General features: G+C 61.0%; 24 protein-coding genes. 11 read left to right on the top strand and 13 right to left on the bottom strand.

Annotation, left to right across the window (positions count from 1 at the left end):
* Window positions 1-15: 15 nt before the first annotated feature.
* Window positions 16-222 (bottom strand): cold-shock protein, encoded by a 207-nt coding sequence (locus R1W00_RS02710; RefSeq protein ID WP_317261172.1) that lies wholly within the window; start codon window positions 220-222, stop codon window positions 16-18.
* 218 nt (window positions 223-440) lie between these two features.
* Here R1W00_RS02710 and R1W00_RS02705 point away from each other — a divergent pair, with 218 nt between their 5' ends.
* Entirely contained in the window at window positions 441-770 is a 330-nt protein-coding gene (locus R1W00_RS02705; RefSeq protein WP_410901513.1) for an arsenate reductase family protein, read from the top strand.
* A 15-nt stretch (window positions 771-785) separates the two neighbouring features.
* A complete protein-coding gene (locus tag R1W00_RS02700; protein ID WP_317261170.1) occupies window positions 786-1,142 on the top strand; it encodes a hypothetical protein in 357 nt (118 codons plus the stop codon).
* Here the strand turns inward: R1W00_RS02700 and R1W00_RS02695 are convergent.
* The 5 genes from R1W00_RS02695 to thrS form a co-directional block, all read right to left on the bottom strand.
* Window positions 1,124-1,690 (bottom strand): DoxX family membrane protein, encoded by a 567-nt coding sequence (locus R1W00_RS02695; RefSeq protein WP_317261169.1) that lies wholly within the window; start codon window positions 1,688-1,690, stop codon window positions 1,124-1,126. The two genes, R1W00_RS02700 and R1W00_RS02695, sit on opposite strands and share 19 nt — an antisense overlap.
* Window positions 1,691-1,693: 3 nt before the next feature.
* Window positions 1,694-2,440, bottom strand: coding sequence for a DNA-binding domain-containing protein (locus R1W00_RS02690; RefSeq protein WP_317261168.1), 747 nt, complete (start codon window positions 2,438-2,440; stop codon window positions 1,694-1,696).
* Window positions 2,437-3,291 (bottom strand): DUF692 domain-containing protein, encoded by an 855-nt coding sequence (locus tag R1W00_RS02685; RefSeq protein WP_317261167.1) that lies wholly within the window; start codon window positions 3,289-3,291, stop codon window positions 2,437-2,439. The genes R1W00_RS02690 and R1W00_RS02685 overlap by 4 nt, the downstream gene beginning before the upstream one ends.
* Window positions 3,292-3,343: 52 nt before the next feature.
* On the bottom strand, window positions 3,344-3,640 hold the full coding sequence (locus R1W00_RS02680; RefSeq protein ID WP_317261166.1) for a DUF2282 domain-containing protein: 297 nt from the start codon (window positions 3,638-3,640) through the stop codon (window positions 3,344-3,346).
* A 211-nt stretch (window positions 3,641-3,851) separates the two neighbouring features.
* Window positions 3,852-5,798 (bottom strand): threonine--tRNA ligase, encoded by a 1,947-nt coding sequence (thrS, locus tag R1W00_RS02675; RefSeq protein ID WP_317261165.1) that lies wholly within the window; start codon window positions 5,796-5,798, stop codon window positions 3,852-3,854.
* A 135-nt stretch (window positions 5,799-5,933) separates the two neighbouring features.
* Between thrS and R1W00_RS02670 the strand changes: the two genes are divergently transcribed.
* A complete protein-coding gene (locus R1W00_RS02670; RefSeq protein ID WP_317261164.1) occupies window positions 5,934-7,211 on the top strand; it encodes an MFS transporter in 1,278 nt (425 codons plus the stop codon).
* On the opposite strand, the gene R1W00_RS02665 is transcribed toward R1W00_RS02670, so the two are convergent.
* The 3 genes from R1W00_RS02665 to R1W00_RS02655 all read right to left on the bottom strand — a co-directional run bounded on the left by R1W00_RS02665 (window position 7,212) and on the right by R1W00_RS02655 (window position 11,083).
* Window positions 7,212-10,277 carry a valine--tRNA ligase gene (locus R1W00_RS02665; RefSeq protein WP_317261163.1) on the bottom strand — a complete coding sequence of 1,022 codons (3,066 nt, stop codon included), beginning with the start codon at window positions 10,275-10,277 and terminating at the stop codon, window positions 7,212-7,214.
* A 94-nt stretch (window positions 10,278-10,371) separates the two neighbouring features.
* Window positions 10,372-10,554, bottom strand: a complete 183-nt coding sequence (locus R1W00_RS02660; protein ID WP_317261162.1) for a hypothetical protein — start codon at window positions 10,552-10,554, stop codon at window positions 10,372-10,374.
* Window positions 10,555-10,654: 100 nt separating this feature from the next.
* Complete coding sequence (locus R1W00_RS02655; RefSeq protein ID WP_317261161.1) at window positions 10,655-11,083, bottom strand: Lrp/AsnC family transcriptional regulator; 429 nt, start codon at window positions 11,081-11,083, stop codon at window positions 10,655-10,657.
* A 123-nt stretch (window positions 11,084-11,206) separates the two neighbouring features.
* Between R1W00_RS02655 and R1W00_RS02650 the strand changes: the two genes are divergently transcribed.
* From R1W00_RS02650 to R1W00_RS02640, 3 genes are all read left to right on the top strand, one after another.
* Window positions 11,207-12,334 (top strand): type III PLP-dependent enzyme, encoded by a 1,128-nt coding sequence (locus R1W00_RS02650; protein WP_317261160.1) that lies wholly within the window; start codon window positions 11,207-11,209, stop codon window positions 12,332-12,334.
* A 75-nt stretch (window positions 12,335-12,409) separates the two neighbouring features.
* A complete protein-coding gene (locus tag R1W00_RS02645) occupies window positions 12,410-14,704 on the top strand; it encodes a xanthine dehydrogenase family protein molybdopterin-binding subunit (RefSeq protein ID WP_317261159.1) in 2,295 nt (764 codons plus the stop codon).
* The gene (locus R1W00_RS02640; RefSeq protein WP_317261158.1) at window positions 14,705-15,835 is read left to right on the top strand and encodes a DUF2235 domain-containing protein; all 1,131 of its coding nucleotides are present in this window, start codon (window positions 14,705-14,707) and stop codon (window positions 15,833-15,835) included. It abuts the gene before it with no gap.
* On the opposite strand, the gene R1W00_RS02635 is transcribed toward R1W00_RS02640, so the two are convergent.
* Entirely contained in the window at window positions 15,803-16,291 is a 489-nt protein-coding gene (locus tag R1W00_RS02635; protein ID WP_317261157.1) for a PaaI family thioesterase, read from the bottom strand. The two genes, R1W00_RS02640 and R1W00_RS02635, sit on opposite strands and share 33 nt — an antisense overlap.
* Window positions 16,292-16,348: 57 nt before the next feature.
* Entirely contained in the window at window positions 16,349-17,218 is an 870-nt protein-coding gene (metF, locus tag R1W00_RS02630; protein ID WP_317261156.1) for a methylenetetrahydrofolate reductase [NAD(P)H], read from the bottom strand.
* A 100-nt stretch (window positions 17,219-17,318) separates the two neighbouring features.
* Here metF and R1W00_RS02625 point away from each other — a divergent pair, with 100 nt between their 5' ends.
* The 5 genes from R1W00_RS02625 (at window position 17,319) to R1W00_RS02605 (ending at window position 21,382) form a co-directional block, all read left to right on the top strand.
* Window positions 17,319-18,224 carry a LysR family transcriptional regulator gene (locus tag R1W00_RS02625; protein ID WP_317261595.1) on the top strand — a complete coding sequence of 302 codons (906 nt, stop codon included), beginning with the start codon at window positions 17,319-17,321 and terminating at the stop codon, window positions 18,222-18,224.
* A 125-nt stretch (window positions 18,225-18,349) separates the two neighbouring features.
* Window positions 18,350-18,973 carry a hypothetical protein gene (locus R1W00_RS02620; RefSeq protein ID WP_317261155.1) on the top strand — a complete coding sequence of 208 codons (624 nt, stop codon included), beginning with the start codon at window positions 18,350-18,352 and terminating at the stop codon, window positions 18,971-18,973.
* 11 nt (window positions 18,974-18,984) lie between these two features.
* A complete protein-coding gene (locus R1W00_RS02615) occupies window positions 18,985-19,791 on the top strand; it encodes a hypothetical protein (protein ID WP_317261154.1) in 807 nt (268 codons plus the stop codon).
* 21 nt (window positions 19,792-19,812) lie between these two features.
* Window positions 19,813-20,490, top strand: a complete 678-nt coding sequence (locus tag R1W00_RS02610) for a hypothetical protein (RefSeq protein ID WP_317261153.1) — start codon at window positions 19,813-19,815, stop codon at window positions 20,488-20,490.
* Window positions 20,491-20,593: 103 nt separating this feature from the next.
* Window positions 20,594-21,382: an inositol monophosphatase family protein gene (locus R1W00_RS02605; RefSeq protein ID WP_317261152.1), complete on the top strand. Its 789-nt coding sequence runs from the start codon at window positions 20,594-20,596 to the stop codon at window positions 21,380-21,382.
* Window positions 21,383-21,397: 15 nt separating this feature from the next.
* Here R1W00_RS02605 and R1W00_RS02600 read toward each other — a convergent pair whose 3' ends face one another.
* Both R1W00_RS02600 and R1W00_RS02595 read right to left on the bottom strand, forming a co-directional pair.
* Window positions 21,398-21,760 carry a GFA family protein gene (locus R1W00_RS02600; RefSeq protein WP_317261151.1) on the bottom strand — a complete coding sequence of 121 codons (363 nt, stop codon included), beginning with the start codon at window positions 21,758-21,760 and terminating at the stop codon, window positions 21,398-21,400.
* Window positions 21,757-22,500, bottom strand: a complete 744-nt coding sequence (locus R1W00_RS02595; protein ID WP_317261150.1) for a rhomboid family intramembrane serine protease — start codon at window positions 22,498-22,500, stop codon at window positions 21,757-21,759. The genes R1W00_RS02600 and R1W00_RS02595 overlap by 4 nt, the downstream gene beginning before the upstream one ends.
* Window positions 22,501-22,566: the final 66 nt, after the last annotated feature.

Below are 22,566 nucleotides of genomic sequence, written 5' to 3'. Positions count from 1 at the left end.
GTCGAATGCCTGCTATCAGAGCAGTTTCAGATCGCCTGCGGACTGACGGCCGTCACGGCCTTCGATCATTTCGAATTCGATCTTTTGGTTGTCCTTCAGGCCTTGCATGCCTGCGCGTTCAACTGCCGAGATGTGCACAAAGATGTCTTTGCCGCCATCATCGGGGGCAATGAACCCATAGCCCTTCGTTGCGTTGAACCATTTAACGGTGCCAGTGGCCATTCCGTTTCTCCATCGTGTTAATTTGCCCTCTGCATTGTGCGTCGGGTCGGTCACAGCCAGGGTCTTCCAATTCTTCCTGCTGTCCCCGCACGAGGATAGGTCGTCAAAGAAAGTCTGTTGTCACGCATATGATCAAGGCCCCCGAATCGCAAAAAAGGCAAGGGCGAAGTCTCGTATCCTGCGTAAAGCTGCCTTATCTTGCGCAAAAAGGGGGCGAAATGATTTTCTTTGGACTGAAAACCTGTGACACCTGTCGTAAGGCACAAAAAAGCCTAGCGCCGCATTTTCCGGACTTCAAGGTCATTGATGTGCGCGCGGACGGTGTTGAAAGGTCGCAACTGGCGGCGTTCTATGACCGCTTTGGCGCGGATCTGATCAACCGGCGCTCGACCACATGGCGCGGTCTGGATGAGGCGACGCGCGCAAAAGATCCGGTTGAATTGCTGGTCGAACATCCGACATTGATGAAGCGTCCGGTGATTGTAGACGGCGATCAGATGTATCTGGGCTGGAGCAAGGACGTTCAATCCGCCCTTGGTGTCGAATAAAAACGAGGCAGGAACATGCGCAACGCGGCGTTGATGCTGGGCATTATTGCGGGTCTGATTGGCCTGCTGGTCGGCTTTTTCAGCTATGGCTATACGGTCTTTATCGACCATTTCGGGGAACGGGGCGATCTGCTAACACAGGTGGATAACGTCGCCCTGATCCGTGGTGCGGCCTTGATCGCGCCGATTCTGGCGATTGCGGGTGGGGGCATGGCCCGGTCGCAAAACCGCATCGGCGGGGGGCTGATGCTGGTCTCTGCGGCCGGAATGTATTGGGCGTTCGGGTTTGGCGTGTTCACCATGTTCCCGATCGCCATGGCCGGTTTGGGCGGTCTGTTCGCCCTATTGGCGTCTCAGCCCGACACGGCCTGAGAGCGGCGCAGCAGGCCGTCGATGGAAATCGGGCCTGCGCCGCGCACCACCAACAGGACCAGCGGCACCAACCACAGCAGACGCTGGTCCATGATCACGCTATCGGGTTTGCCGTCAAACCACGCGCCAAGGGTTTCGGGCACGCCAATCGCGCCGTGGCCATAGAGGTCGGTCAGGGTCAGAACGACGATGAAACCGATCATCGCCAGCGACGACAGACGCGTCGCCAGACCGATCACGACCAACAGCGGCAGGATGAACTCGGCCCACATGCCCGCGACGACGACCAGCGTGTGGAAGGCGCCAAAGTTCGAGATATCATAGCCCGCGGCCTCCATCTGTTTCGGGAACACCTGGGCATAGGCCCCGAACGAGGGGCTGAACAGCCCGCCGATCCCTTCGCCCAGCTTGGTTTTGGCCGAGTTCCAGAAGAACGTGATCAGGGTCGCGGCAAAGGCGAACCGCGCCAGCGTCGGCATTAGCCACGATGCGGTCAGGTTCTCGATCGCGCCGAACAGGCGGTCGTGGGCGGAAATCAAAGCGTTCATGTCTTATCCTATCGTTACGCCGGTGATCGCGTGGCCCGCGATCAGCATCCCCAAGACTCCGGCTAGGTCAAAATTCGCGATTGCGGCGCTTGCGCGCTCGGCGGCGTGCTGAATGCTGTGACCCTGTTTCAGGGCCTCGACAAAAACGCCGCCCCCAGCGGGCAGGATCTGCACCACGGGGTCGTATTCGGGGCGCGTGATCAGGACGTTTTCGCCGCGATCAGGCACCTTGAGGTTCGGTTGGTCGGTGTTGGCGTGCCAAAGGCTTGCCACCGGATAGCGCGACCGCAACAGCGCCATCGCAGGCGCAAAGGTCAGGGTCGCACGCGCCAAAGTCGCCTCGTCCAATGCAAGGTTTTCAGGCGCAATCGGCGCGATATCGGCGGCGTGATAGCTGTGGCGCAGGGCCAGTTCCAACCGCGCCACATCCGGCAGATAGGGCAAGTGCGCGGCATAGGGGAAATGTTCCAAAAACACCGGAATATCGCGCCCGTAATGCATCAACAGGGGCGAGGTCGGCGGGTGGTTACGCACGTAGAGTTCGGCCATGGCTGCAAAGAAGTCATCGCCCACCAGTTTGCGCAGCACCGGAAATCCGGTCTCCAGCGCCTTGCGCAGGCTGATCACCACGTTGTTGCGATAGACATCGAACCGTTTACCCGCCGGACGCCCCTTGGGGTCGATCAGGCCATCGGGCACAGGGCGATCCGCGTGCAGAACCGCGGTGGTAAAGGCGCTCTGGCCACTCATGCCGCGCGCACCCCGTTCATGATATAGGTCGCGCGCCGTGCCTCCGAGGCCAGCACATTCCACGCGGGCACATCCGTGTCCCATTCGATCAGGGTTGGTTTCGGACCGGCCAGTTCAAGAACGTGCTCATACAGACGCCAGACGGGATCGACGACCTCGGCGGCATGGCTGTCAATCAACAGGGGCGCGCCGTATTCGTCGTGATCCGTGTCATGCCCGCCGAGGTGGATTTCCCCAACGGCCTGTAGCGGAAAGCCGGCCAGATAGGCGACAGGGTCGGTTTGTTGGTTCGTGCAGGAGACATAGACGTTGTTCACGTCCAGCAGCAGCCCGCAATCGGTGCGTGCCACGATCTCACGCAGGAAATCGGTCTCGGACATGGTGCTGTCCGCAAACGCCAGATAGGTCGACGGGTTTTCCAGCAGCATCCGGCGGCCCAATGCGGTCTGGACCTGATCGATATGATCGCACACCCGCGCCAGGGTCGGCTCGTCATAGGGCAGGGGCAAGAGATCGTTCAGGAAATGCGTGTCATGGGTCGACCACGCCAGATGTTCGCTAAAACTCGCGGGTTTCAGCCAATCCACCAGATGGCGTAGACGGCCAAGATGTTCGGCGTCCAGAGGACCCTCACCGCCAATCGACAGACCCACCCCATGCACGGAAATCGGAAAGCGTTCTGCCAGATGGCGCAATTGCGCCAAGGGACGACCACCGTCACCGACATAGTTCTCGGCGTGCACCTCTAGCCATTTGACCGGCGCGGCATCGCGCATGATGTCGGGAAAATGCTGCGGCTTGTAGCCGACGCCGACATCTGCGGGCAGGGTGGAAATACGGTGGTCTAGCATGCTCATCCCCAAGCAAAAGGCCCGGCCTCAAAAGAGGCCGGGCGAAATCGGCTTATGCCGGCAGGTCGCGGTCCAGCGCGGTCAGCGAGCCGTGGCGGCCGCCTTCGAGTTCCATGCTTTCGCAGGTGCCAGCGGGAACCAGCGACCAAGCGTTGCCTTGGTAGTCAACGGTCGAGGTGCCAGCGCAGGTCGTGCCGGGGCCAGCGGCGCAATCGTTTGCACCAGCCAGCGAAACGCCAAAGCATTTCTCCATGGCTTGGGCTTGGGCCGGAGCGGGGTTGTGAGCGTAAGCGGTGACAGCAGCAGCAACAGCACCGGCAACGGTCAGCATTTTAGCGTGTTTGGACATGAGTGTTCCCTTTGGTTAGTCAGGTTTCGGCACCACATCGTGGTATGGGAATAACTTAAGAGACCTAAACGCTCGCTTTCTACTCACAAGAAAGTGTCTGACACCCCCGTTATTGCGTGAAACATTCCGAAAAATTGATATTGGGCGCAGATAAAGAAAAAGCCCCTGAAAATCAGGGGCTTGTTCAAATCTCTGCGGTGCGGCGCGGATTTTACCGCAAATCCGGCGCGGTGGCCTCAGTCGCCAAATCTGTAACAACTTGGTCCAGTTCGACCACGCGGGTCTGCTTTTCCCCGAGGCGGCGCAGGGTCACCGTGCGCTCATCGACCTCTTTCTGACCGATGGCCAGAATGACCGGAACCTTGGCGACCGAATGCTCGCGGACCTTATAGTTGATCTTCTCGTTGCGGATGTCGGCCTCGGCGCGGACACCGGCGGCGTTCAGGGCCGCGACGACCTCATGCACATAGGGATCAGCGTCCGAAATGATCGAGGCCACAACCACCTGACGCGGGGCCAGCCAGAAGGGCAGTTTACCGGCATGTTCCTCAATCAGGATACCGATGAACCGCTCAAAACTGCCCAGAACCGCGCGGTGCAGCATGACGGGACGGTGCTTGTCCCCGTCCGCGCCGATATAGGTCGCGTCCAGACGTTCGGGCAGGTTCGGGTCCACCTGCAGCGTGCCGCACTGCCAGTCACGGCCAATCGCGTCGGTCAGGGTGAATTCCAGTTTCGGACCATAGAAGGCACCTTCGCCCTCTTGGATCTCAAAGTCATGACCGGCGGCGCGACAGGCGTTGCCAAGGGCGGCCTCGACACGGTCCCAGCTCTCTTCGCTGCCGATGCGCTTTTCAGGGCGGGTCGACAGCTTGATGGTCCAGTTGTGAAAGCCCAGATCGGCATAGATGCCCGACAGGAATTCGATGAACTTTTTGGTTTCGAATTCGATCTGGTCATCGGTGCAGAAGATATGCGCGTCATCCTGCGTAAACCCGCGCACACGCATGATCCCGTGCAGCGCGCCCGAGGGTTCATAGCGGTTGCACGAGCCGAACTCGGCCATGCGCAGGGGCAGGTCGCGATAGGATTTCAGGCCCTGATTGAACACCTGCACGTGGCAGGGACAGTTCATGGGTTTCAGGGCGTTGACCGTTTTTTCACGGGCATGATCCTCGTCGACTTCGACGATGAACATGTTTTCCTGATAGTTTTCCCAGTGACCGGAATCTTCCCACAGCTTGCGGTTCACCACCTGCGGCGTGTTCACCTCGACATAGCCGTCGCGGGTCTGCTGACGGCGCATATAGTCCTGCAGCGTGGTATAGATGCGCCAGCCGTTGGGGTGCCAGAACACCTGACCGGGGGCTTCTTCCTGCATGTGGAACAGGTTCATTTCGCGGCCCAGCTTGCGGTGATCGCGCTTGGCGGCCTCTTCCATCATCAGTTCCCACGCCTTCAGGTCCTTACGGTTCTTGAAGGCCACGCCGTAGATACGTTGCAGCATCGGGCGGTCGCTATCGCCAAGGAAATAGGCCCCTGCCACATGGGTCAGTTTGAACGCATCGGCGGGCAGTTGGCCGGTATGCTGTAGGTGCGGGCCACGGCACAGATCCTGCCAATCGCCGTGCCAGTACATGCGGATATCTTCGCCTGCGGGGATGCGCTCAACCAGCTCGACCTTATAGGGCTCGTTGTTGTCCTGATAGAACTTGATCGCATCCTCGCGCGACCAGACCTCGGTCTTGACGGCGTCGCGGGCGTTGATGATGTCCTTCATCTTGGCCTCGATCTGGCCAAGGTCCTCGGGGGTGAAGGGCTCAGCTCGGTCGAAATCGTAGAACCAGCCGTTGTCGCGCACGGGGCCGATGGTGACCTTGACGTCGGGCCAGATGTCCTGAACCGCGCGCGCCATGACGTGTGCCAAATCGTGACGGATCAGTTCAAGGGCCTGCGCGTCATCCTGCATCGTGTGGATGGCGATGTTGGCGTCCGCGTTGATCGGCCATTGCAGGTCCCAATGTTCGCCGTTTACGGTCGCGCTGATGGCTTTTTTGGACAGGGATTTGGAAATGCTTTCGGCCACGGCGGCGGCGGTGATGCCGGCCTCGTACTCACGTGCATTGCCATCGGGAAAAGTCAGGGAAATCTGGGCCATTGGCCGGTCTCCTCGTCGGTTTGGCGCCCACGGAACGCCCGGTTGCGGGTAAAGGTTTGATGCGCGTTTTGACGGGCGGGGCAGGGCCTGTCAAGTTGCCCTTGTCAATTGCGCGGGTGGGCTAGGTCATTGGGTATGAAAAGTCACGATATTGCCGACACTGCATTTGAGTTGCTGACGGGGGACGCCGGGCGCGACGACGATTTGCCCGACTGTGCCCAAGAGGCCGAACATGGAAATTTCCTGCGCCATATGGGCGCGCTGACCCTGTCCAAGATCGCCGACGGGTTGCTTGACCCGAAACTGGTGCTCAGCTTTTTGCTCAGCGCGCTTGGGGCACCTGCCGCGTTGATCGGGATGCTGGTGCCCGTGCGCGAGGCGGGGGCGCTCTTGCCGCAACTCTTCACCGCGTCCCGCATCCGCGCGATGGCGCGGCGCAAATGGGCGTGGACCCTTGGCGCGGCAGGACAGGCGGTGGGCGCGGGCGTTATCGTGTTTGCCGCGCTGACCCTGTCGGGGTTGGCCGCCGGTGTGGCGATTGTCGCGGCCCTTGGCCTTGTCGCCGTGTCGCGGTCGGTCTGTTCCGTGGCGTACAAGGACGTGTTGGGAAAAACCGTAGGCAAGCCACGGCGCGGCACCGTCACGGGCAGTGCGGGCAGTGTCGCGCCGGTCATTGTCGCGCTGTTCGCGGTCCTGTTGATCGCCAATCTGATCCCGCGTCAGGACCTTGTGATCGGGGCGGTTGCGGCGGCGGCGACCTGTTTCGCGCTGGCCGCGGTGATCTTCGCCGGTCTGCGGGAGCCCGCCCAACCGGCCGAGGGCGATCATGTCGGCCTGTCGCAACTGTCGCTGCTGGGGACAGATGGCGATTTGCGCCGGTTCGTGATTGTGCGGTGTCTTCTGCTGCCAACCGCGCTTGCGCCGCCCTATCTGGTGGTGCTGTCCGCCCGCGCGGGTGAGGACGTGTTTCAGGGCCTTGGCGTCATGATGCTGGCCACCGCATTGGCAGGTGTCAGCAGCGCCTATATCTGGGGTCGCCTGTCGGACCGGTCGTCGCGTTTGGTTCTGTCACTTGCCGGTGGGGCGGCTGCGGTGTTTCTGATCCTTGCGATTGCCCTTGATCTGGCAGGGCTCAGCGCGACGCAATGGGCAATCCCGCTGTGCCTGTTCGGGGTGATGATCGCCTATCAGGGCGTGCGCAACAGCCGCTCAACCTATCTCGTTAACCTCGCGCCAGAGGATCAGCGCGCCAGCTATACCGCGGTCGCCAACACAGTGGTCGGGGCGGTTTTGATTGCGATGGGGGGGATCGGGGCCCTGTCCGGTCTGATCGGCGTCACGGGCATCTTGGGGGTGTTTGCGGCCCTCAGCATCGCCGGGGCCGCAATCGGGTTCACGTTGAAAGAGGTCTGATTAGCCCAGCTCCGCCAGACGGACCAAAGCGGCCTCTAGCTTGGCCTTTTCGTCCTCTTTCTGCGCGGCCAGTTCGCGGGTCTCTTCGACCACCTCATCGGGGGCGCTGGCCACGAATTTCGGGTTCTTCAGACGCCCTTGCAGACCGCCCAATTCCTTGGCCAGTTTTTGCAGGGACTTCTCAAGACGCGCCTTTTCCTCTGCGACATCAATCACATCGGCAAGGGGCAGGGCGAATGTGCCGCCCTCAACCGCGATGGTGATACAGCCCTTGGGCGCGGCGTCCACGGCGGTCAGGCTGTCGATGCGCGCCAGACGTTTGATCAGCGTCTCGTTGCGGTCCCACGCGCCCTGACCGGCGTCATCCAGATCCAGTTGCAGCATGGCCAGTTTCAGGCCGGCGGGCACGTGCATCTGCGCGCGCGAGCTGCGGATTTCCTCGATCAGGGTCAGAACCCAGTTCATCTCGCGGTCGGCGTCCGCATCCACCAGATCGGCGGCGGTGTAGGTCGGCCAATCGGCGTGGATCAGCATCTTGGACCGCTCGCCCAGAATGCCCCACAGTTCCTCGGTGATGAACGGCATGATCGGGTGCAGCAGGACCAGACACTGGTCAATCACCCACGCCATCGTTTTGCGGGTTTCGGCCACCACGGCGGCGTCGTCCGAGTTCAACAGCGGTTTCGCGAATTCCACGTACCAGTCACAGACCTTGCCCCAGACGAACGCATAAAGGCCGTTTGCCGCGTCGTTGAACCGGTAATCGGTAAAGGCGCTGTCGACCAGTTCGCGAACCTTGGCGGTTTCGCCGATGATCCATTTGTTCACCGTCTCGTTCGCGGTCGGGATCGTGCCATCGGGGGCATAACCCTCAAACACACCGTTCATTTCCGCAAAACGCGCGGCGTTCCACAGTTTGGTTGTGAAGTTGCGATAGCCCTTGATACGGTCCACCGACAGCTTCAGCACACCGCCAATCGACGCCATCGCCGTGTTGGTGAACCGCAGCGCATCCGCGCCGTATTCGTCGATGATTTCCAGCGGGTCGATGACGTTGCCGGTGGTCTTCGACATCTTCTTGCCCTTCTCGTCGCGGACAAGCTGATGCAGGTACACGGTGTGGAACGGGATGTCGTCCACCACGGCCAGCTGCATCATCATCATCCGCGCCACCCAGAAGAACAGGATGTCAAAACCGGTGACCAGAACATCGGTGGGGAAGTATTTTTCCATCTCCGCCGTCTGCTCGGGCCAGCCCAGCGTGCCGATCGGCCACAGGCCGGACGAGAACCACGTGTCGAGGACGTCGGGGTCGCGATATGCAACCAAGTAGTCGTGGTCTTCGTCGCTGCCAAATCTGGAGTTGACCAGAAATGCGTCCATGAAATTGTTGTCAGCCAAGGTAAAGTCCGCAGGGATTTCCTTGACTTTGGAAGCACCAAGCTGATCCTTCAATTTGGCAGATAGCTCTTCGAAACTTGCGGCGCAAACGGCCATCGGGCTCGTTTGTGGCGCATCTGGATCCGCTGGGGAACCATCGGCATTGCGACCAGGAAGATACCACACGGGGATCTGGTGTCCCCACCAGAGCTGACGCGAGATGCACCAGGGTTCGATGTTTTCCAGCCAGTGGTAATAGGTCTTTTCGCCGCTTTCGGGGATGATCTTGGTGCGGCCGGTGCGCACGGCCTCCAGCGCGGGCTCAACCACTTTGGCCGCGTCCACGAACCATTGGTCCGTCAGCATCGGTTCGATCACGACCTTGGACCGGTCGCCGAACGGCTGCATGATCGGTTTGTTCTCGACATAGGGCACGGTCACCTCGACCTCATTACCCTCGTCGTCCTTTTCGATCGCGGTGGTCATGACCGCCAGACCTTCGTCGGTGATCTGTTTCACCACGGCCTCGCGCGCCTCATACCGGTCCAAACCGCGCAGGGCATCGGGCACAAGGTTCAGCGCGTCGATCTCGGCCTCGCTCAGCGTTTTGTCGCCGTTCGATACGGCCTGTGCAATCGCGGACGCTTCGGCATAGGGCAGGCCATCGGCGCGCATCGCCGCGCGCTGATCCATCAGGCGGTACATCGGGATGTTGCCGCGCTTGGCGACCTCATAGTCGTTGAAATCATGCGCGCCGGTGATTTTCACCGCACCCGAACCAAAGGTCGGATCGGGGTATTCATCGGTGATGATCGGGATCAGGCGGCGGTGTTCCTTGGGGCCGACCGGAATTTCGGCCATCTTGCCCACGATGGGGGCATAGCGTTCGTCCGACGGGTGCACCGCAACCGCGCCATCGCCCAGCATGGTTTCGGGGCGGGTCGTGGCGATCGAAATGTAATCGCGCTCTTCGCTGAGGGTGACGTTCCCGTCCTCATCCTTTTCGATGTAGGTATAGGTCTGACCACCGGCCAACGGGTATTTGAAATGCCACATATGGCCGGGCGTTTCGATGTTCTCGACCTCAAGATCCGAGATCGCGGTCTCAAAATGCGGGTCCCAGTTGGTCAGGCGTTTGCCGCGATAGATCAGGCCCTTGTTGTACATGTCCACAAAGACTTTGATCACTGCGTCGTGGAAATTGCCGTCCTGATCCGAGGCGGGCGCGCCCGGCGCACCGGACATGGTGAAGGCGTTGCGCGACCAGTCACAGGTGTCGCCAAGGCGCTTCATCTGGTCGATGATGGTGCTGCCTTTTTCGGTCTTCCATTCCCAGACCTTGGACAGGAACTCGTCGCGCGGCATGTCGCGGCGTTTGCGGCCTTCTTCGGCCATCAGCTTTTTCTCGACCTGCAGCTGGGTCGCGATACCGGCGTGGTCCTGACCGGGCTGCCACAGGGTGTCGAACCCGCGCATCCGGTGCCAACGCATCAGGATGTCCATGATCGTGTGGTTGAACGCGTGACCCACATGCAGCGCGCCGGTGACGTTCGGCGGGGGCAGCATGATCGTAAACGTCTCATCGCGCGACGCGTTTGCGCCGGCCTTGAATGCGCCGGCCTCTTCCCATGCCGCGTACAGGCGTGCTTCGGCCTCGGCGGCGTTAAAGGTTTTTTCCATCGACATAGTCATCCGTCCCACATGTGGTTTGGGGCTGTTTAACGCGCGACTATGCCAAGGAAAAGCCTTGGTCGATGTTTTTAGGGGGTGCCCAGAGCGATCACAGCATCAGGGGCAGGGTGATCACCGCAATCAGCAGCGTCAGGTAGATCACCGTCTGGTATCGCACGCGCCGATCATGGGCGACCTTGGACGGGGGCAGGGTGCGGATTTGCTGCGCAAGGACGGGGTCCATATGCGGCAGGGTGTGCGAAGCGGATTGGGGACGAAGCCGAGAAAACATGAGCGAACCTTGCGACGATTTACCTAACGTAGCGTTAACTATGATCACGACTATATCACGAATAAGGCGGAAGTGTGAAAAATCACCATCTGCGCGTGAATTATTGCCGTGCAATTTTCGTGCTGAGGTGGATCAGGCTTTCGGATGATTTGACGCCGGGCATGTCGCCGATCTGATCCAGCACCCCGTCCAGCGCGGCGGTGGTGTCCGCGCTGACCCGTAAGAGCATGTCAAACCGCCCTGACGTCGTATGCGCCGCGCGGATTTCGGGAATGGCCCGCAACCGGGTCAGGACCGACGCCTGCGCACGCGGCTCAACGGACAATAGGATTGTTGCGCGGATGCGGGTTTCCTCCATCGCCGTGTTCAGGCGCAGGGTATAGCCCGCAATCGTGCCGTTGGTTTCCAACCGCTCTAGCCGCGCCTGCACCGTGGATCGCGCCACATTCAACCGCCGCGCCATCACCGCAACCGACATGCGCGCGTCGCTGGTCAGGCAGGCGATAATGTCTTTGTCCAAGGCATCCATGCAATTTGCCCCCGATTTTGGCGATATGCCCGATTATGACTCTAATTTAACAGTTCTGTCCGGTGAAATCACACCTTTCTTGGTCAAAAATTTGAAGGCGAGCAGTCAAAGAAAGGAAACGCCATGCAGCAGTCCGATCCCTTCTGGGCCAGCCCCGTTGACCATTTGGCCAAGGTCCGCCCCGATGTTCCCACGTTCTACGCCTGTCCTGCCGTCCTACAGTCCGTCGCGCGCGAATTCATCGACGGGTTTGACGGGCTGGTGACCTACGCGGTCAAGGCGAATGCCGATCCATTGGTTCTGGCGAACCTCTGTGCGGCGGGGGTGACGGCGTTCGACGTGGCCTCGCCCTATGAAATCGACCTTGTGCGGGCGAATTGTCCGCATGCGGCACTGCACTATCACAACCCCGTCCGCAGCCGGTCCGAGATCGCCGCAGGCGGGGCCGCCGGTGTCACGTCGTGGTCGGTCGATTGCGATGTTGAATTGTCGAAACTGTTGGACATTCTCCCACCGCACAGCGAAATCGCGGTGCGGTTCAAAATGTCGGTTTCTGGCGCGGCATATGATTTTGGTGAGAAATTCGGCGCGCCCGCCGATATGGCGGTTCACCTGCTGCACCGTGTGGCGGCGGCGGGGCATCGCGCGTCCATGACATTCCATCCGGGTACGCAATGCGCTGATCCTGTGGCTTGGGTCAGCTATATCCTTGGGGCCGCCGATATCGCCCAGCGCGCGGGCGTCCATATCCACCGTCTGAACGTCGGGGGCGGGTTTCCGGCGTGGCGCAACGGGCAACGCCCCGCCCTAAGCGCGATATTCGAGGCGATCAAATCCACGGCCAAGGCCGCGTTCCCCTATCGCGTCGATCTGGTTTGCGAGCCGGGCCGCGCCATGGTGGCCGAAGCGTTTTCGCTGGCCGTGCGGGTAAAATCGCGCCGCGCGGGGGCGCTCTACCTCAATGACGGGACCTATGGCGCGTTGGCCGAACTGCCGGTGGTGCGCGGGTTTGACCGCGTGCATGTGGTTGCGCCCGATGGCACGCCCAAGACCGGCACGACCACCACATTCGCCGCCTTTGGCCCGACCTGTGACAGTCTGGATCGCCTGTCCGACCGCCTGACCCTGCCTTGTAGCACCGCCGAAGAGGATTATCTGATCTTTGACGGATTTGGCGCCTATTCCGTTGTGACCGCCACGCGGTTTAACGGCTATGGGGCGTCGGACGCGGTTTTGGTGCAGAACCTCTGAGGGACCCTACGAAGGGGCTGGACAGTATGTCGCAACCCTCTAGGTTTGGCCCATAACCTCGAACGGGAGAGGACCATGGGCACCATCGAAAAATTCGGCGCAAGCCAGACCGCCAAGCGCAGCGAAGACCTGCGCCTGTTGACAGGAAACGGGCAGTATATCGACGACATTGCGCCTGAGGGGGCGTTGTTTGGCTATGCGGTACGGTCCTCCGTGGCCCATGGGACGATCACAGAACTGGATGTGGCGGAGGCGCGCGCCGCGCCCGGTGTGCATGCCGTCATCACCGCCGCCGATCTGGCCGAGGCGGGAGTCAAGAATTCCATCTCTGCATCCGTCGTCACCAACCGCGATGGCAGCCGTGGCGCGCGGCCCGTGCGCCCGATCCTTGCCGACACGCGTGTGCGGTTCGTGGGCGACGCGGTGGCGTTCATCATTGCCGAAACGCTGGACCAAGCGCGTGATGCGGCGGAATTGGTCATGCTGGACATCGACGATCTGCCCGTCGCGACGTCTCTGACCCCATCTGCCGATCCCGACATCCACCCCGAGGCCCCCGGCAACGTCGCCTATGACTGGGCGCTGGGCGATGCCGAGGCGACCGAGGCCGCCTTTGCCCGCGCCGCGCATGTGGTGTCTCTGGACGTGGCCGATCACCGGATCATCGTGAACTCGATGGAGCCGCGCGGGGCCTATGCCGAATGGAACGGTGACCGTCTGCATGTCGGGTTCACGGGGCAGGGGGTTTGGGGGCTCAAGGGCTCGCTAAGCAAAATCCTGAACCTCGCCCCCGAACAGGTGCGCGTCACCACGCCCGAGGTGGGCGGCGGTTTCGGGATGAAGGGCTTTGTCTATCCCGAATATTTCCTTGTGGCGCATGCGGCGCGGATGCTGGGGCGGCCTGTGCGCTGGATGTCGGAGCGGACGGAGGCGATGCTGACCGACAATGGCGGGCGCGATCTGACCTCGCACGCGGAACTGGCGTTTGACGAGAACCACAAGATCCTTGCCTACCGCGTGCATAACCTGTCGAACCTCGGGGCGTATAATTCCGAATTCGCACAGAACATCCAATCGGCCCTGTTCGCCAAGGTTCTGACGGGGGCCTATGACATTCCGGTGGCCTATCTAGGGGTGCAGGGTTTGTTCACCAACACCGCGCCGGTGGATGCCTATCGCGGGGCCGGTCGGCCCGAGGCGATTTATGTTCTTGAACGCGTGATGGATTACGCCGCGCGGCAATTGGGCGTCGATCCGTGGGAGTTGCGCCGCCGTAACTTTATCGCCAAGGACGCCTTTCCCTATCGCACCGTGTCGGATCAACTCTATGACGTGGGGGATTTCGACCGCGTCCTCAGCCGCGTGGCCGAGGTCGCCGATGTCGCGGGTTTCGACGCGCGCAAGGCCGAAAGCGCGGCGCGCGGGCGTCTGCGGGGGCTGGGTCTGGCCTATTACATCGAATCCATTCTGGGTGACCCGACCGAGGGCGCGACGATTGAATTCGGCGAGGACGGTCTGGTCTATCTCTATGTGGGTACGCAATCGGGCGGGCAGGGGCATGAAACCGTCTATGCCCAGTTCCTTGCCGATCGCAGTGGCATTCCCGTCGACAAAATCCGCGTGGTCCAAGGCGACAGCGACCGGATCGCGACGGGCGGGGGCACGGGCGGATCGCGCTCGGTCACCATTCAATCCGGCGCGACCTTGGTCACGCTGCGCGCCGCAGTCGCCGCCATGGCCCCGTTTGTGGCCGAACAGTTCGATGCGGACGCGGTCGAGTTCGACGAGGAAGAGCGTCAATTCATCATCCCCGGATCGAACCACCGCCCCAGCGTCATGGATGTGGTCGAGATGGCGCGCGCCGCCGGTCGCACGGATCTTTTGCGCCATCAGGCAGAATATGAGCTGGACGGGCGGTCCTATCCCAACGGCGCCCATGTGGCCGAGGTCGAAATCGACCCCGAAACCGGCGTGACCGAGGTGGTGAAATACAGCGTGACCGATGATTTTGGGAACCTGATGAACCCCATGCTGGCCGAAGGGCAGGTGCATGGTGGCATTGCCCAAGGTTTGGGGCAGGCGTTGATGGAACGCGCGGTCTATGACGAGGACGGCCAGCTGTTAACGGCAAGTTTCATGGACTATGCGATGCCACGCGCCGATAATATGCCCAACATCGTCTTTACCACCGAAAGCACGCCCTCGACGGCAAACATCCTTGGGATGAAGGGATGCGGCGAGGCTGGCACGGTTGGTGCACTAGGAGCAGTAGCGAACGCCGTCACCGATGCGGTTTGGGCCAAAGGTGTGCGGCAGGTCGATATGCCATTCACGCCGCTGCGTGTGTGGGAGATGCTGAAAGAGGTCTAAATGGGGATCGCCAGACGAACGTGGGATTGGCTGCGGGGGCTGCGTCAGACAGAGGCGCATCAACCCTCCTTTGCCCGGGTTCCTCTGACGCATGTGATCATTCTGGACGGCACCAATTCGTCGCTGGACGCGGGGCATGAAACCCATGCGGGCCTGAGCTATAAGATGCTGTCGCGCCTGCCGGCCTCGGCGCATCTGTCCCTCTATTATGAGGCGGGGGTGCAATGGACCACGTGGCGCAATACCCATCACGTCGCGTTCGGGCGCGGGATCAACAGCCAGATCAAACGCGCCTATGGCTATCTGGCGTCACGCTATCATCCCGGTGACCGGATCATATTCTTGGGCTATTCGCGCGGTGCATTTGCCGTGCGTTCGCTGGCCGGTGTGATTGACCGCGTTGGCCTGTTGCAGGGGCGCTATGCGACCGAGCGCAATGTCGAACAGGCCTATCGCCTGTATCGCAAGGGCGCGCGGACCGGTGCGGCGGCGGTGTTCAACGATGCCTATTGCCACCCGACGGTCGACATTCAGATGGTCGGCGTCTGGGATACGGTCAAGGCGCTGGGCGTGCGTTTGCCGGTTCTGTGGAAGCTCACCGAGGAACAGCACGCCTTTCACGACCACAGCCTCAGTGACAACGTCCGCCACGGCTATCACGCGCTGGCGCTGGACGAAACGCGCGAGGCGTTTGAACCGGTCCTGTGGCAGAGCCGCGCCGATTGGCATGGCCGGTTAGAACAGGTCTGGTTTCCCGGCACGCATGGCGATGTCGGCGGCCATATCGACGGGGACGAGGACGCCCGCCCATTGGCGAACTTGTCACTGGTGTGGATGTTGGCGCGTGTCGAAAAGAACGGCGTGCCGTTGCCCGAGGGATGGCGCGCCCGTTTCCCCTGTGATCCGATGGCGCCCAGTGTCGGGTTGAACCGTGGCTGGGGGCGGCTGTTTTTACTGCGCCATACACGGGTAGTCGGGGCGGACCCGTCAGAAACCCTGCACCCGTCAGTCTATCATCGCCGTGTCACAGCGGGGATTGCGGTGCCGGATATACCGATGCCGCCCTTGCAGAGCATTCAGCATATGAGCACGGGCCTGTTACGCCCCGTCCAGGATCATGCAGGTGGTTGACCCCGTCGCATAAAGGCGTCCGGTTTTCGCGTCACGCAACTCGGCCGACGCGACGCCCGTGCTGCGTCCCATGTGTTGGATGGTGCCGGTCGCGATGACCTCTGTCCCGATGGGCACGGCGCGGGTGATGTTAATTTTCAACTCAAGCGTGGTCATATAGCTGCCCTGCGGGGTCAGAGACGTCACCGCACAGGCCAGACAACTGTCCAGAATGGTCGCATACCACCCGCCATGGACGCCGCCGACGATATTGGTGTGCTCAAAGGACGGTGCGCCGCGGAACGACACGCGGCCCTCTTCGACCTCATCAATCAGAAAACCGCAAACCGCGCCGATGGGGGGACCCGAGATCGTGCCATCGCGCACGCCGCACAAAAACGCATAGCCCGACATCGACAAAAGCGCGTCAGGCGAGATCAGTTGATCCGGTGTTTCTGCGGTGAATTTGGGCGGCATGGGCGGTGTCCTGTGTTTTCCACAGGCCTAGCCGCCCATCCCGTCATGGACAATAGATCAGGCGACCTTTTCCAAACTAACGTCGGGTTGAACGCCCAGCGCATGACAAATATCGCGCGTCAGGTGCGGTTTGTTCAGCGTGTAGAAATGCAGATCCTCAACGCCTTCGTCCAACAGATCGGTGCACAGCTCGGTCGCCAGCGAGGTCGCCAACAGATCGTGACGGTCGTCGCGGATCGCGGCTTCAAACGCCTCGTCCAGCCACGCGGGAATATAGGCGCCACAGCGGGCGGCGAATTTGCGCACGCCGGTCCAGTTTTCAATCGGCAGGATACCGGGAATGATCGGCGCATCGATACCGGCGGCCACGCATTTGTCGCGGAACCGCAGGAACGTGTCCTTTTCAAAGAAGAACTGGGTGATGGCCGAGCTTGCGCCCGCATCGATCTTGCGTTTCAGCCACGTGATGTCATCCCCCGTGCCCTTGGATTCAGGGTGCGGATCGGGATAGGCACCGACGCGGATGTTGAATTTTCCCGTTTCGGCAAGGGCCTCAACCAGTTCGATCGAGTTTGCGAACCCGTCGGGGTGGGGCGTGAAATGGCCCTGACCCTTGGGCGGATCGCCGCGCAGGGCGACGATCTCGGTCACACCGGCCTTGGCATAGGAATTGACGATCTCAAGCGTCTCTTCACGCGTCGCGTCCACACAGGTCAGGTGCGCGGCCACGTTCAGGCCATAGTTCTTGTGGATCGTGGCTACAGCATCATGGGTCAGTTTGCGGGTGGTCCCGCCGGCCCCGTAGGTCACGGACACAAAGCCCGGTTGCATCGGCGCAAGCGTTTGAACCGTATCCCACAAGCGGAAGCTGGCCTCCAGAGACTGGGGGGGGAAGAATTCGAACGAGATACGCGGTGCGCCGGACATGGTGTGATTCCCTTTGGTCATCATTTCGTGAACCCTTGTCTCATGTCATCTTTTGTGAAACAAATTCATAATTCTCATCATCTATATGAAATCCATTCAAATGCATCTTGAGCTTCGGCACCTTCGCACCATCCGCGCCATTCATGAGGCAGGCGGGCTTGCCCGTGCGGCGGACGTTCTGAACATGACCCAATCGGCCCTGTCCCATCAGGTCAAAGGCCTTGAGGAACAGGTGGGGATGGAGTTGTTCGCGCGCCGGTCCAAACCGCTGAAACTGTCGGCGGCGGGCCTGAAACTGTTGCGCCTTGCCGAAAAGGTCCTGCCCGAGGTTGCCGCGACTGAAGATGAATTCCACGCGATGCTGGCCGGAAAATCGGGGCGGTTGCATATCGCGATGGAATGCCATGCGTGTTTTGACTGGCTGTTGCCGGTGCTGCGCGATTTCCGCAAGACATGGGGGGAGGTCGATGTCGACATCCGCGCGGGTCTGTCGTTTGGCGCATTGCCCGCGCTGGAACGCGAAGAGGTCGATCTGGTGATCTCGTCCGACCCTGATGACATCGACGGGGTCACGTTCATCCCGCTGTTTGACTACGCGCCCGTTTTCATTGCCTCTGAAACCCACCGGTTGGCCGACAAGGCCTATATCGAGGCCGAGGATCTGCGCGACGAGAACCTGTTCACCTATCCCATGGACCGCAGCCGTCTGGACGTGTTCAAAGAACTGCTGACGCCCGCGCGGGTCGAGCCGCGCTCGGTCCGGCAGGTGGAGCTGACGGCGGTGATCCTGATGCTGGCCGCATCGGGGCGCGGGGTGGCGGTGCTGCCCGATTGGGTTGTGCGCGAAGAGGGCGAGGTCGAGGGCCTGATCACCCGCCCCCTGAAGAAAGAGGGCGTCACACGGCGCATGTACGCCGCCGTGCGCGAAGAAGACGCGACCAAGCCCTTTATGGCGCATTTCATCCGTCTTGCGCGCACCGAACCGGTCAAATTGCAGCGCGGTTAACGAATCTCTGAAACCAGCGAGTCAAGGCGGGTGATCCTGACTAGGCGGTAAAATCTTTGCCGCCTAGGCTGTTCTCCGTTGGTCGTGTGTTTGACCGACCTGTGTTGAGTAAGAGGTATTTTGTTATGAGTTTCACACTGTCCTCAGGGGCATATGCAGGCGTGCATGAAGACGCTGTTAACGACTTCATCACCGCGTTTTTCCAAGCCAGACCGCGCTATCTGAAATGGGGCTCTCCGGCCTTTGTTTCGGCGACATCTGCATCTGCCACGCAAATCCCCGCTATTCCGGTCTTTGGGATCGATTACATGGTCGAGTTGCGTCGCCCGGTGATCGACATCGTGCCGGATACGCGGGGGTTTCCCCTATCCCCGACGGCGGGCACGTTCACCATGCAGGTGGGTGTCACCCTGACCGTGGGCTGTGCCCGCAAAGGGGGGCGCGACGCCGATGACGGCGCGCCCATCGTGTCGCGCACCTCGACCTTTCTGGAGGTCTACGTCAAAGGCCGCGTGATCCGCGACGGCAACGACCTGTTGCTGCAACTGGATCAGGTGATGCTGAAAGACGTTCAGCCCGAGAGCCTTGCCCATGTTCTGGAATGCATGATGCGCATGATCCTGCAGCACATCTTGGACGATCTGCGCATCCCCTACACGGCGGTGTTCATCCAGATCGGAACCTTGGTGCCCGACGGCGGGATCGTCATGGAAGACGACCGTGCCAAAGCATTCGCGACCATCGTGTAGGAGGACAGGACATGAGCGAACTCGAAATTGCCGTTGATGAAGCCCAAGCCGCCCTGTTGGTGGCGCGTGGGCAAAGCATGTTGGGCACCCAATCGCGATCAGGCACAAGCTCCCTTGGGCCGTTTGACGCGAATTGGTCGGCCTCGGCCAGCATCACGGGAGGCACCGTTGATCTGCGCGCGCCGGATATCATCCGGCTGGCGAATGTGAACTTCAACTTCTCGCTGGGCCTTGGCTTGTCTTTTGACCTTAGCGACATCCTGCCGGATTTCTGTATTCCGCAGGTCTGTATCCCGATCCCGTTCCTGCCGGATCTCTGCACGCCCGAGGTCTGTATCAACTGGCCCACGATCACCCTGCCGACGATCAATCATTCGGGGATGGTGACTTTCACGTCCGATTTCCGCCTGAACGCCACGGCGGACGGGTCCGAGTGGGTCGCGGAGATCGAAATCGTGGATATCCCGAACCTGCAACTGGACGCGATTTCGACCGCGATTGTGGCGGCGATCATGGGGGCGGTGGCGCTTGCCCTGTCGACGATCCCGTTCATCGGGCCGTTCCTTGCGCTGGCCACGGCGGCCATCGGGGCGATCTTTGCCGTCTCGGCGATCACCGGATGGTTGGGGCCGATTTTGTCGCTGTTCCTGTCGGGGCTGACGTTTGAGCTCTACCGTGCGCCACAGTTGCAAACGGTGATCCCTGCCGGTGGGGCGTTCGATCCCGCCGTGCAAATCCGCATCACGTCCCTTGGGGCCTCGGTCGTCAGCAGCGACGAGGACGAGTTGTTGTTGGCCGCAGATATCGCGCCTGTTTAACCAGTTATCGGAGTAAGACACATGAACGTATTGGACAGCCGCATTTTGGGCCCGACCAATTGCTTTATCCAGAAAATCACCGAACCGGGCGAGGTGGTGTTCGAGACCCGCAAGGCGGCGGCGGGGTTCCTGCCGCTGGCTGAACATTTGGCCCACCGCGTCAAGGTCAAGGACCTCAAGCTGAGCAAGGCCAAGATGCGCGCCCGTGGCGGCACGCATCACATCGCCGTCCACAGTCAGAAAGGCGCGGTTCAGATCGGCGATACTCCGGGTGAGGTCGAGTTGGGCGATGCCTTGCTCTTTCACAATGCCAATCGCGACGGCAGCGGCTTTGCCGTGTCGGGGCGCATGGGCAAACAGGTGTTTTCCTCGGCCGAGCTACGCGATCAGGCCGTGTTTACCCATGCCTTTGGCCTGCCGGGGCGGTATGAATGGGCGGATGCGAACGGGTCCGGCGTTGAGGGGGTGATCATCGTCGAGAATGATCCGGCCGAAGGCAAACGCGGGGCCGAGCGCGCCATCGAACGGATGAGCGAGGGCGCGCTGGTCCATATTGTCGGCGACAAGGTGAAACCCAAAGAGTTGCGTATCGCGACCGGGCAGACGGTGTTCTTTGCCGTCGAGGATACCGACGGGATCACCATCACCGACAAGACCCTTTTGAAAAAGGGTAAGGGCAAAGGCAAAATCGCCTATTGATCCTAGGAAACGGCCCGCCCTGTGCGGGTCGTTTTTTCACGCCTTGCCCCTTGGCATGCACACCTGTTGCCCGTAAAGGGGGGATCAATAGGAAAGGGTCACCATGCAAGGCAGCGCAAATCTGAACATCATGATCAAGGCCGCCCGCAAAGCGGGGCGCAGCTTGGTCAAAGACTTTCGCGAAGTCGAGAACTTGCAGGTCAGCCGCAAGGGCGCGGGTGACTTTGTCTCGCGTGCGGATATCGCGGCGGAAAAGATCATCCGTGATGAGCTGATGGAAGCGCGCCCGAACTACGGTTGGTTGGGCGAAGAAAGCGAGCCGGTCGAGGGCAAGGACCCGACCCGTCGCTGGATCGTTGATCCGCTGGATGGGACGACCAACTTTTTGAACGGTTTGCCGCATTGGGCGATCTCGATTGCCCTTGAATATAAAGGCGATATCGTCGCGGGCGTGATTTTCGACGCCGCCAAGGACGAGATGTTCTTTGCCGAAAAAGGTGCGGGCGCATGGATGAACGAAACCCGTCTGCGGGTCTCGGCCAAGTTCCGTTTGTCCGAAGGTCTGTTTGGCACCAGCATCCCCGCATCGGGCCGTCCCTACCTGCCCGAAACCCTGCAGGATCTGGCGCGCATTCTGCCCCAAACGGCGGGCGTCCGTCATCACGGCGCATCGGCGCTGGACCTTGCCTATGTGGCCTCGGGCCGCTTTGACGGCTTCTGGCAGCGTCACCTGAAACCGTGGGACGTCGCGGCGGGCATGATTCTGGTGCGTGAGGCCGGTGGCCTGATTTCGCCGGTCGATGTCGAAGGCGATATTTTGCAGGACGGCTCGATCATCGCCTCGAACGAGCCGATTTTCGACAGCTTCTCCAAGGTCGTGCGCGGCGGGTAACCCGCCGCCCGCGCCCTAGCGGTCCTTGGGGTGGTTCACCCCGTCGACCCACGGCACATTCCCCAAATCACGCGGGTTCACCCCGTCCAGACAGGCCACGTTCACCCCGTATTCATTCGGGTTGGAGCGGCGTTGATGGTGCGTGTAAATCCCGCAGGTCTTACAGAAATAGTGTTTCGCCGCGCCCGTACCCCACGTGTAGAGCGTCAGGTTCTCCGCGCCCTTGGTGATCTTGATCCCGTCTAACGGGGCGCTGACCGCGATCGCGCCGCGACGCCGGCAGAACGAACAATCACACCGCCGCGCGGTGTTGAACCCGTCGCTCAGGTCCACCGTGAATTCGACTGTGCCGCAATGACAGGATGCGTGATGGGTCATTTGCGTTTGCGCCTTACGGTTGGGATGTTGGATCGGGAATAGGTGATTTCGGGGTGGGGCGGGTGCCCGTCATTGCGCGCCCAGAACCCCGTGCCGCCCCGCCGCGTCCACCACGGATAGGCCAGCACCAGACCGGCCACAAACCCGCCCGCATGCGCCCAATAGGCGACGCCACCGACATCCGCCGCGCTGCCCAATCCGTTGAACAGTTGCAGGCCGAACCAGATGCCCAGCATCACCCATGCGGGCACCGAGAAGACTTTGAAAAAGATGATAAAGATGAACAGGATATCGACCCGCGCCTTGGGAAACAGCAACAGGTATCCCCCCATCACCCCCGCAATCGCCCCTGATGCACCCACCACCGGCACAACCGATCCCGGTGCCGCGATATACTGGATCAACGCGGCGGCCAGGCCACTGGCCAGATAGAACCCGAGAAAGGGCAGGTGGCCGAACGCGTCCTCTAGGTTATCGCCGAAAATCCACAGGAACAGCATATTGCCCGCGATATGCATGAACCCGCCATGCAGGAACATCGACGTAAACAGCCCGTGCAGCAACTGCCCCTCGGACACCGCCGCAGGGACCAACGCCCAGTCATAGTAAAAGCTCTGCAAGGCGCGCGGGTCCCCGAACAGGGGCAGCATCGCCAGATAAATCAACACATTCACCGCAATCAGGCCATAGGTGACATAGGGCGTGCGGTTGGACGGGTTGTGATCGCGGATAGGAAACATGCGCTCAGGCTATTGCCGTTTACGGCGCGGTCAAGCGGCCAACGCCGCGCCATCCCCGAAAAGTGA

It is taken from the genome of Rhodovulum sp. FJ3 (assembly GCF_032918305.1).
Lineage (GTDB): Bacteria > Pseudomonadota > Alphaproteobacteria > Rhodobacterales > Rhodobacteraceae > SAT37.
Note: the sequence above shows the minus strand (reverse complement) of the source record. Positions and strands in the feature narration are given on the sequence as shown.

Coding starts and splice junctions, on each gene's coding strand:
- R1W00_RS02710 (WP_317261172.1), bottom strand. CDS start 222: ATGGCCACTGGCACCGTTAAATGGTTCAACGCAACGAAGGGCTATGGG.
- R1W00_RS02705 (WP_410901513.1), top strand. CDS start 441: ATGATTTTCTTTGGACTGAAAACCTGTGACACCTGTCGTAAGGCACAA.
- R1W00_RS02700 (WP_317261170.1), top strand. CDS start 786: ATGCGCAACGCGGCGTTGATGCTGGGCATTATTGCGGGTCTGATTGGC.
- R1W00_RS02695 (WP_317261169.1), bottom strand. CDS start 1,690: ATGAACGCTTTGATTTCCGCCCACGACCGCCTGTTCGGCGCGATCGAG.
- R1W00_RS02690 (WP_317261168.1), bottom strand. CDS start 2,440: ATGAGTGGCCAGAGCGCCTTTACCACCGCGGTTCTGCACGCGGATCGC.
- R1W00_RS02685 (WP_317261167.1), bottom strand. CDS start 3,291: ATGCTAGACCACCGTATTTCCACCCTGCCCGCAGATGTCGGCGTCGGC.
- R1W00_RS02680 (WP_317261166.1), bottom strand. CDS start 3,640: ATGTCCAAACACGCTAAAATGCTGACCGTTGCCGGTGCTGTTGCTGCT.
- thrS (WP_317261165.1), bottom strand. CDS start 5,798: ATGGCCCAGATTTCCCTGACTTTTCCCGATGGCAATGCACGTGAGTAC.
- R1W00_RS02670 (WP_317261164.1), top strand. CDS start 5,934: ATGAAAAGTCACGATATTGCCGACACTGCATTTGAGTTGCTGACGGGG.
- R1W00_RS02665 (WP_317261163.1), bottom strand. CDS start 10,277: ATGTCGATGGAAAAAACCTTTAACGCCGCCGAGGCCGAAGCACGCCTG.
- R1W00_RS02660 (WP_317261162.1), bottom strand. CDS start 10,554: ATGTTTTCTCGGCTTCGTCCCCAATCCGCTTCGCACACCCTGCCGCAT.
- R1W00_RS02655 (WP_317261161.1), bottom strand. CDS start 11,083: ATGGATGCCTTGGACAAAGACATTATCGCCTGCCTGACCAGCGACGCG.
- R1W00_RS02650 (WP_317261160.1), top strand. CDS start 11,207: ATGCAGCAGTCCGATCCCTTCTGGGCCAGCCCCGTTGACCATTTGGCC.
- R1W00_RS02645 (WP_317261159.1), top strand. CDS start 12,410: ATGGGCACCATCGAAAAATTCGGCGCAAGCCAGACCGCCAAGCGCAGC.
- R1W00_RS02640 (WP_317261158.1), top strand. CDS start 14,705: ATGGGGATCGCCAGACGAACGTGGGATTGGCTGCGGGGGCTGCGTCAG.
- R1W00_RS02635 (WP_317261157.1), bottom strand. CDS start 16,291: ATGCCGCCCAAATTCACCGCAGAAACACCGGATCAACTGATCTCGCCT.
- metF (WP_317261156.1), bottom strand. CDS start 17,218: ATGTCCGGCGCACCGCGTATCTCGTTCGAATTCTTCCCCCCCCAGTCT.
- R1W00_RS02625 (WP_317261595.1), top strand. CDS start 17,319: ATGCATCTTGAGCTTCGGCACCTTCGCACCATCCGCGCCATTCATGAG.
- R1W00_RS02620 (WP_317261155.1), top strand. CDS start 18,350: ATGAGTTTCACACTGTCCTCAGGGGCATATGCAGGCGTGCATGAAGAC.
- R1W00_RS02615 (WP_317261154.1), top strand. CDS start 18,985: ATGAGCGAACTCGAAATTGCCGTTGATGAAGCCCAAGCCGCCCTGTTG.
- R1W00_RS02610 (WP_317261153.1), top strand. CDS start 19,813: ATGAACGTATTGGACAGCCGCATTTTGGGCCCGACCAATTGCTTTATC.
- R1W00_RS02605 (WP_317261152.1), top strand. CDS start 20,594: ATGCAAGGCAGCGCAAATCTGAACATCATGATCAAGGCCGCCCGCAAA.
- R1W00_RS02600 (WP_317261151.1), bottom strand. CDS start 21,760: ATGACCCATCACGCATCCTGTCATTGCGGCACAGTCGAATTCACGGTG.
- R1W00_RS02595 (WP_317261150.1), bottom strand. CDS start 22,500: ATGTTTCCTATCCGCGATCACAACCCGTCCAACCGCACGCCCTATGTC.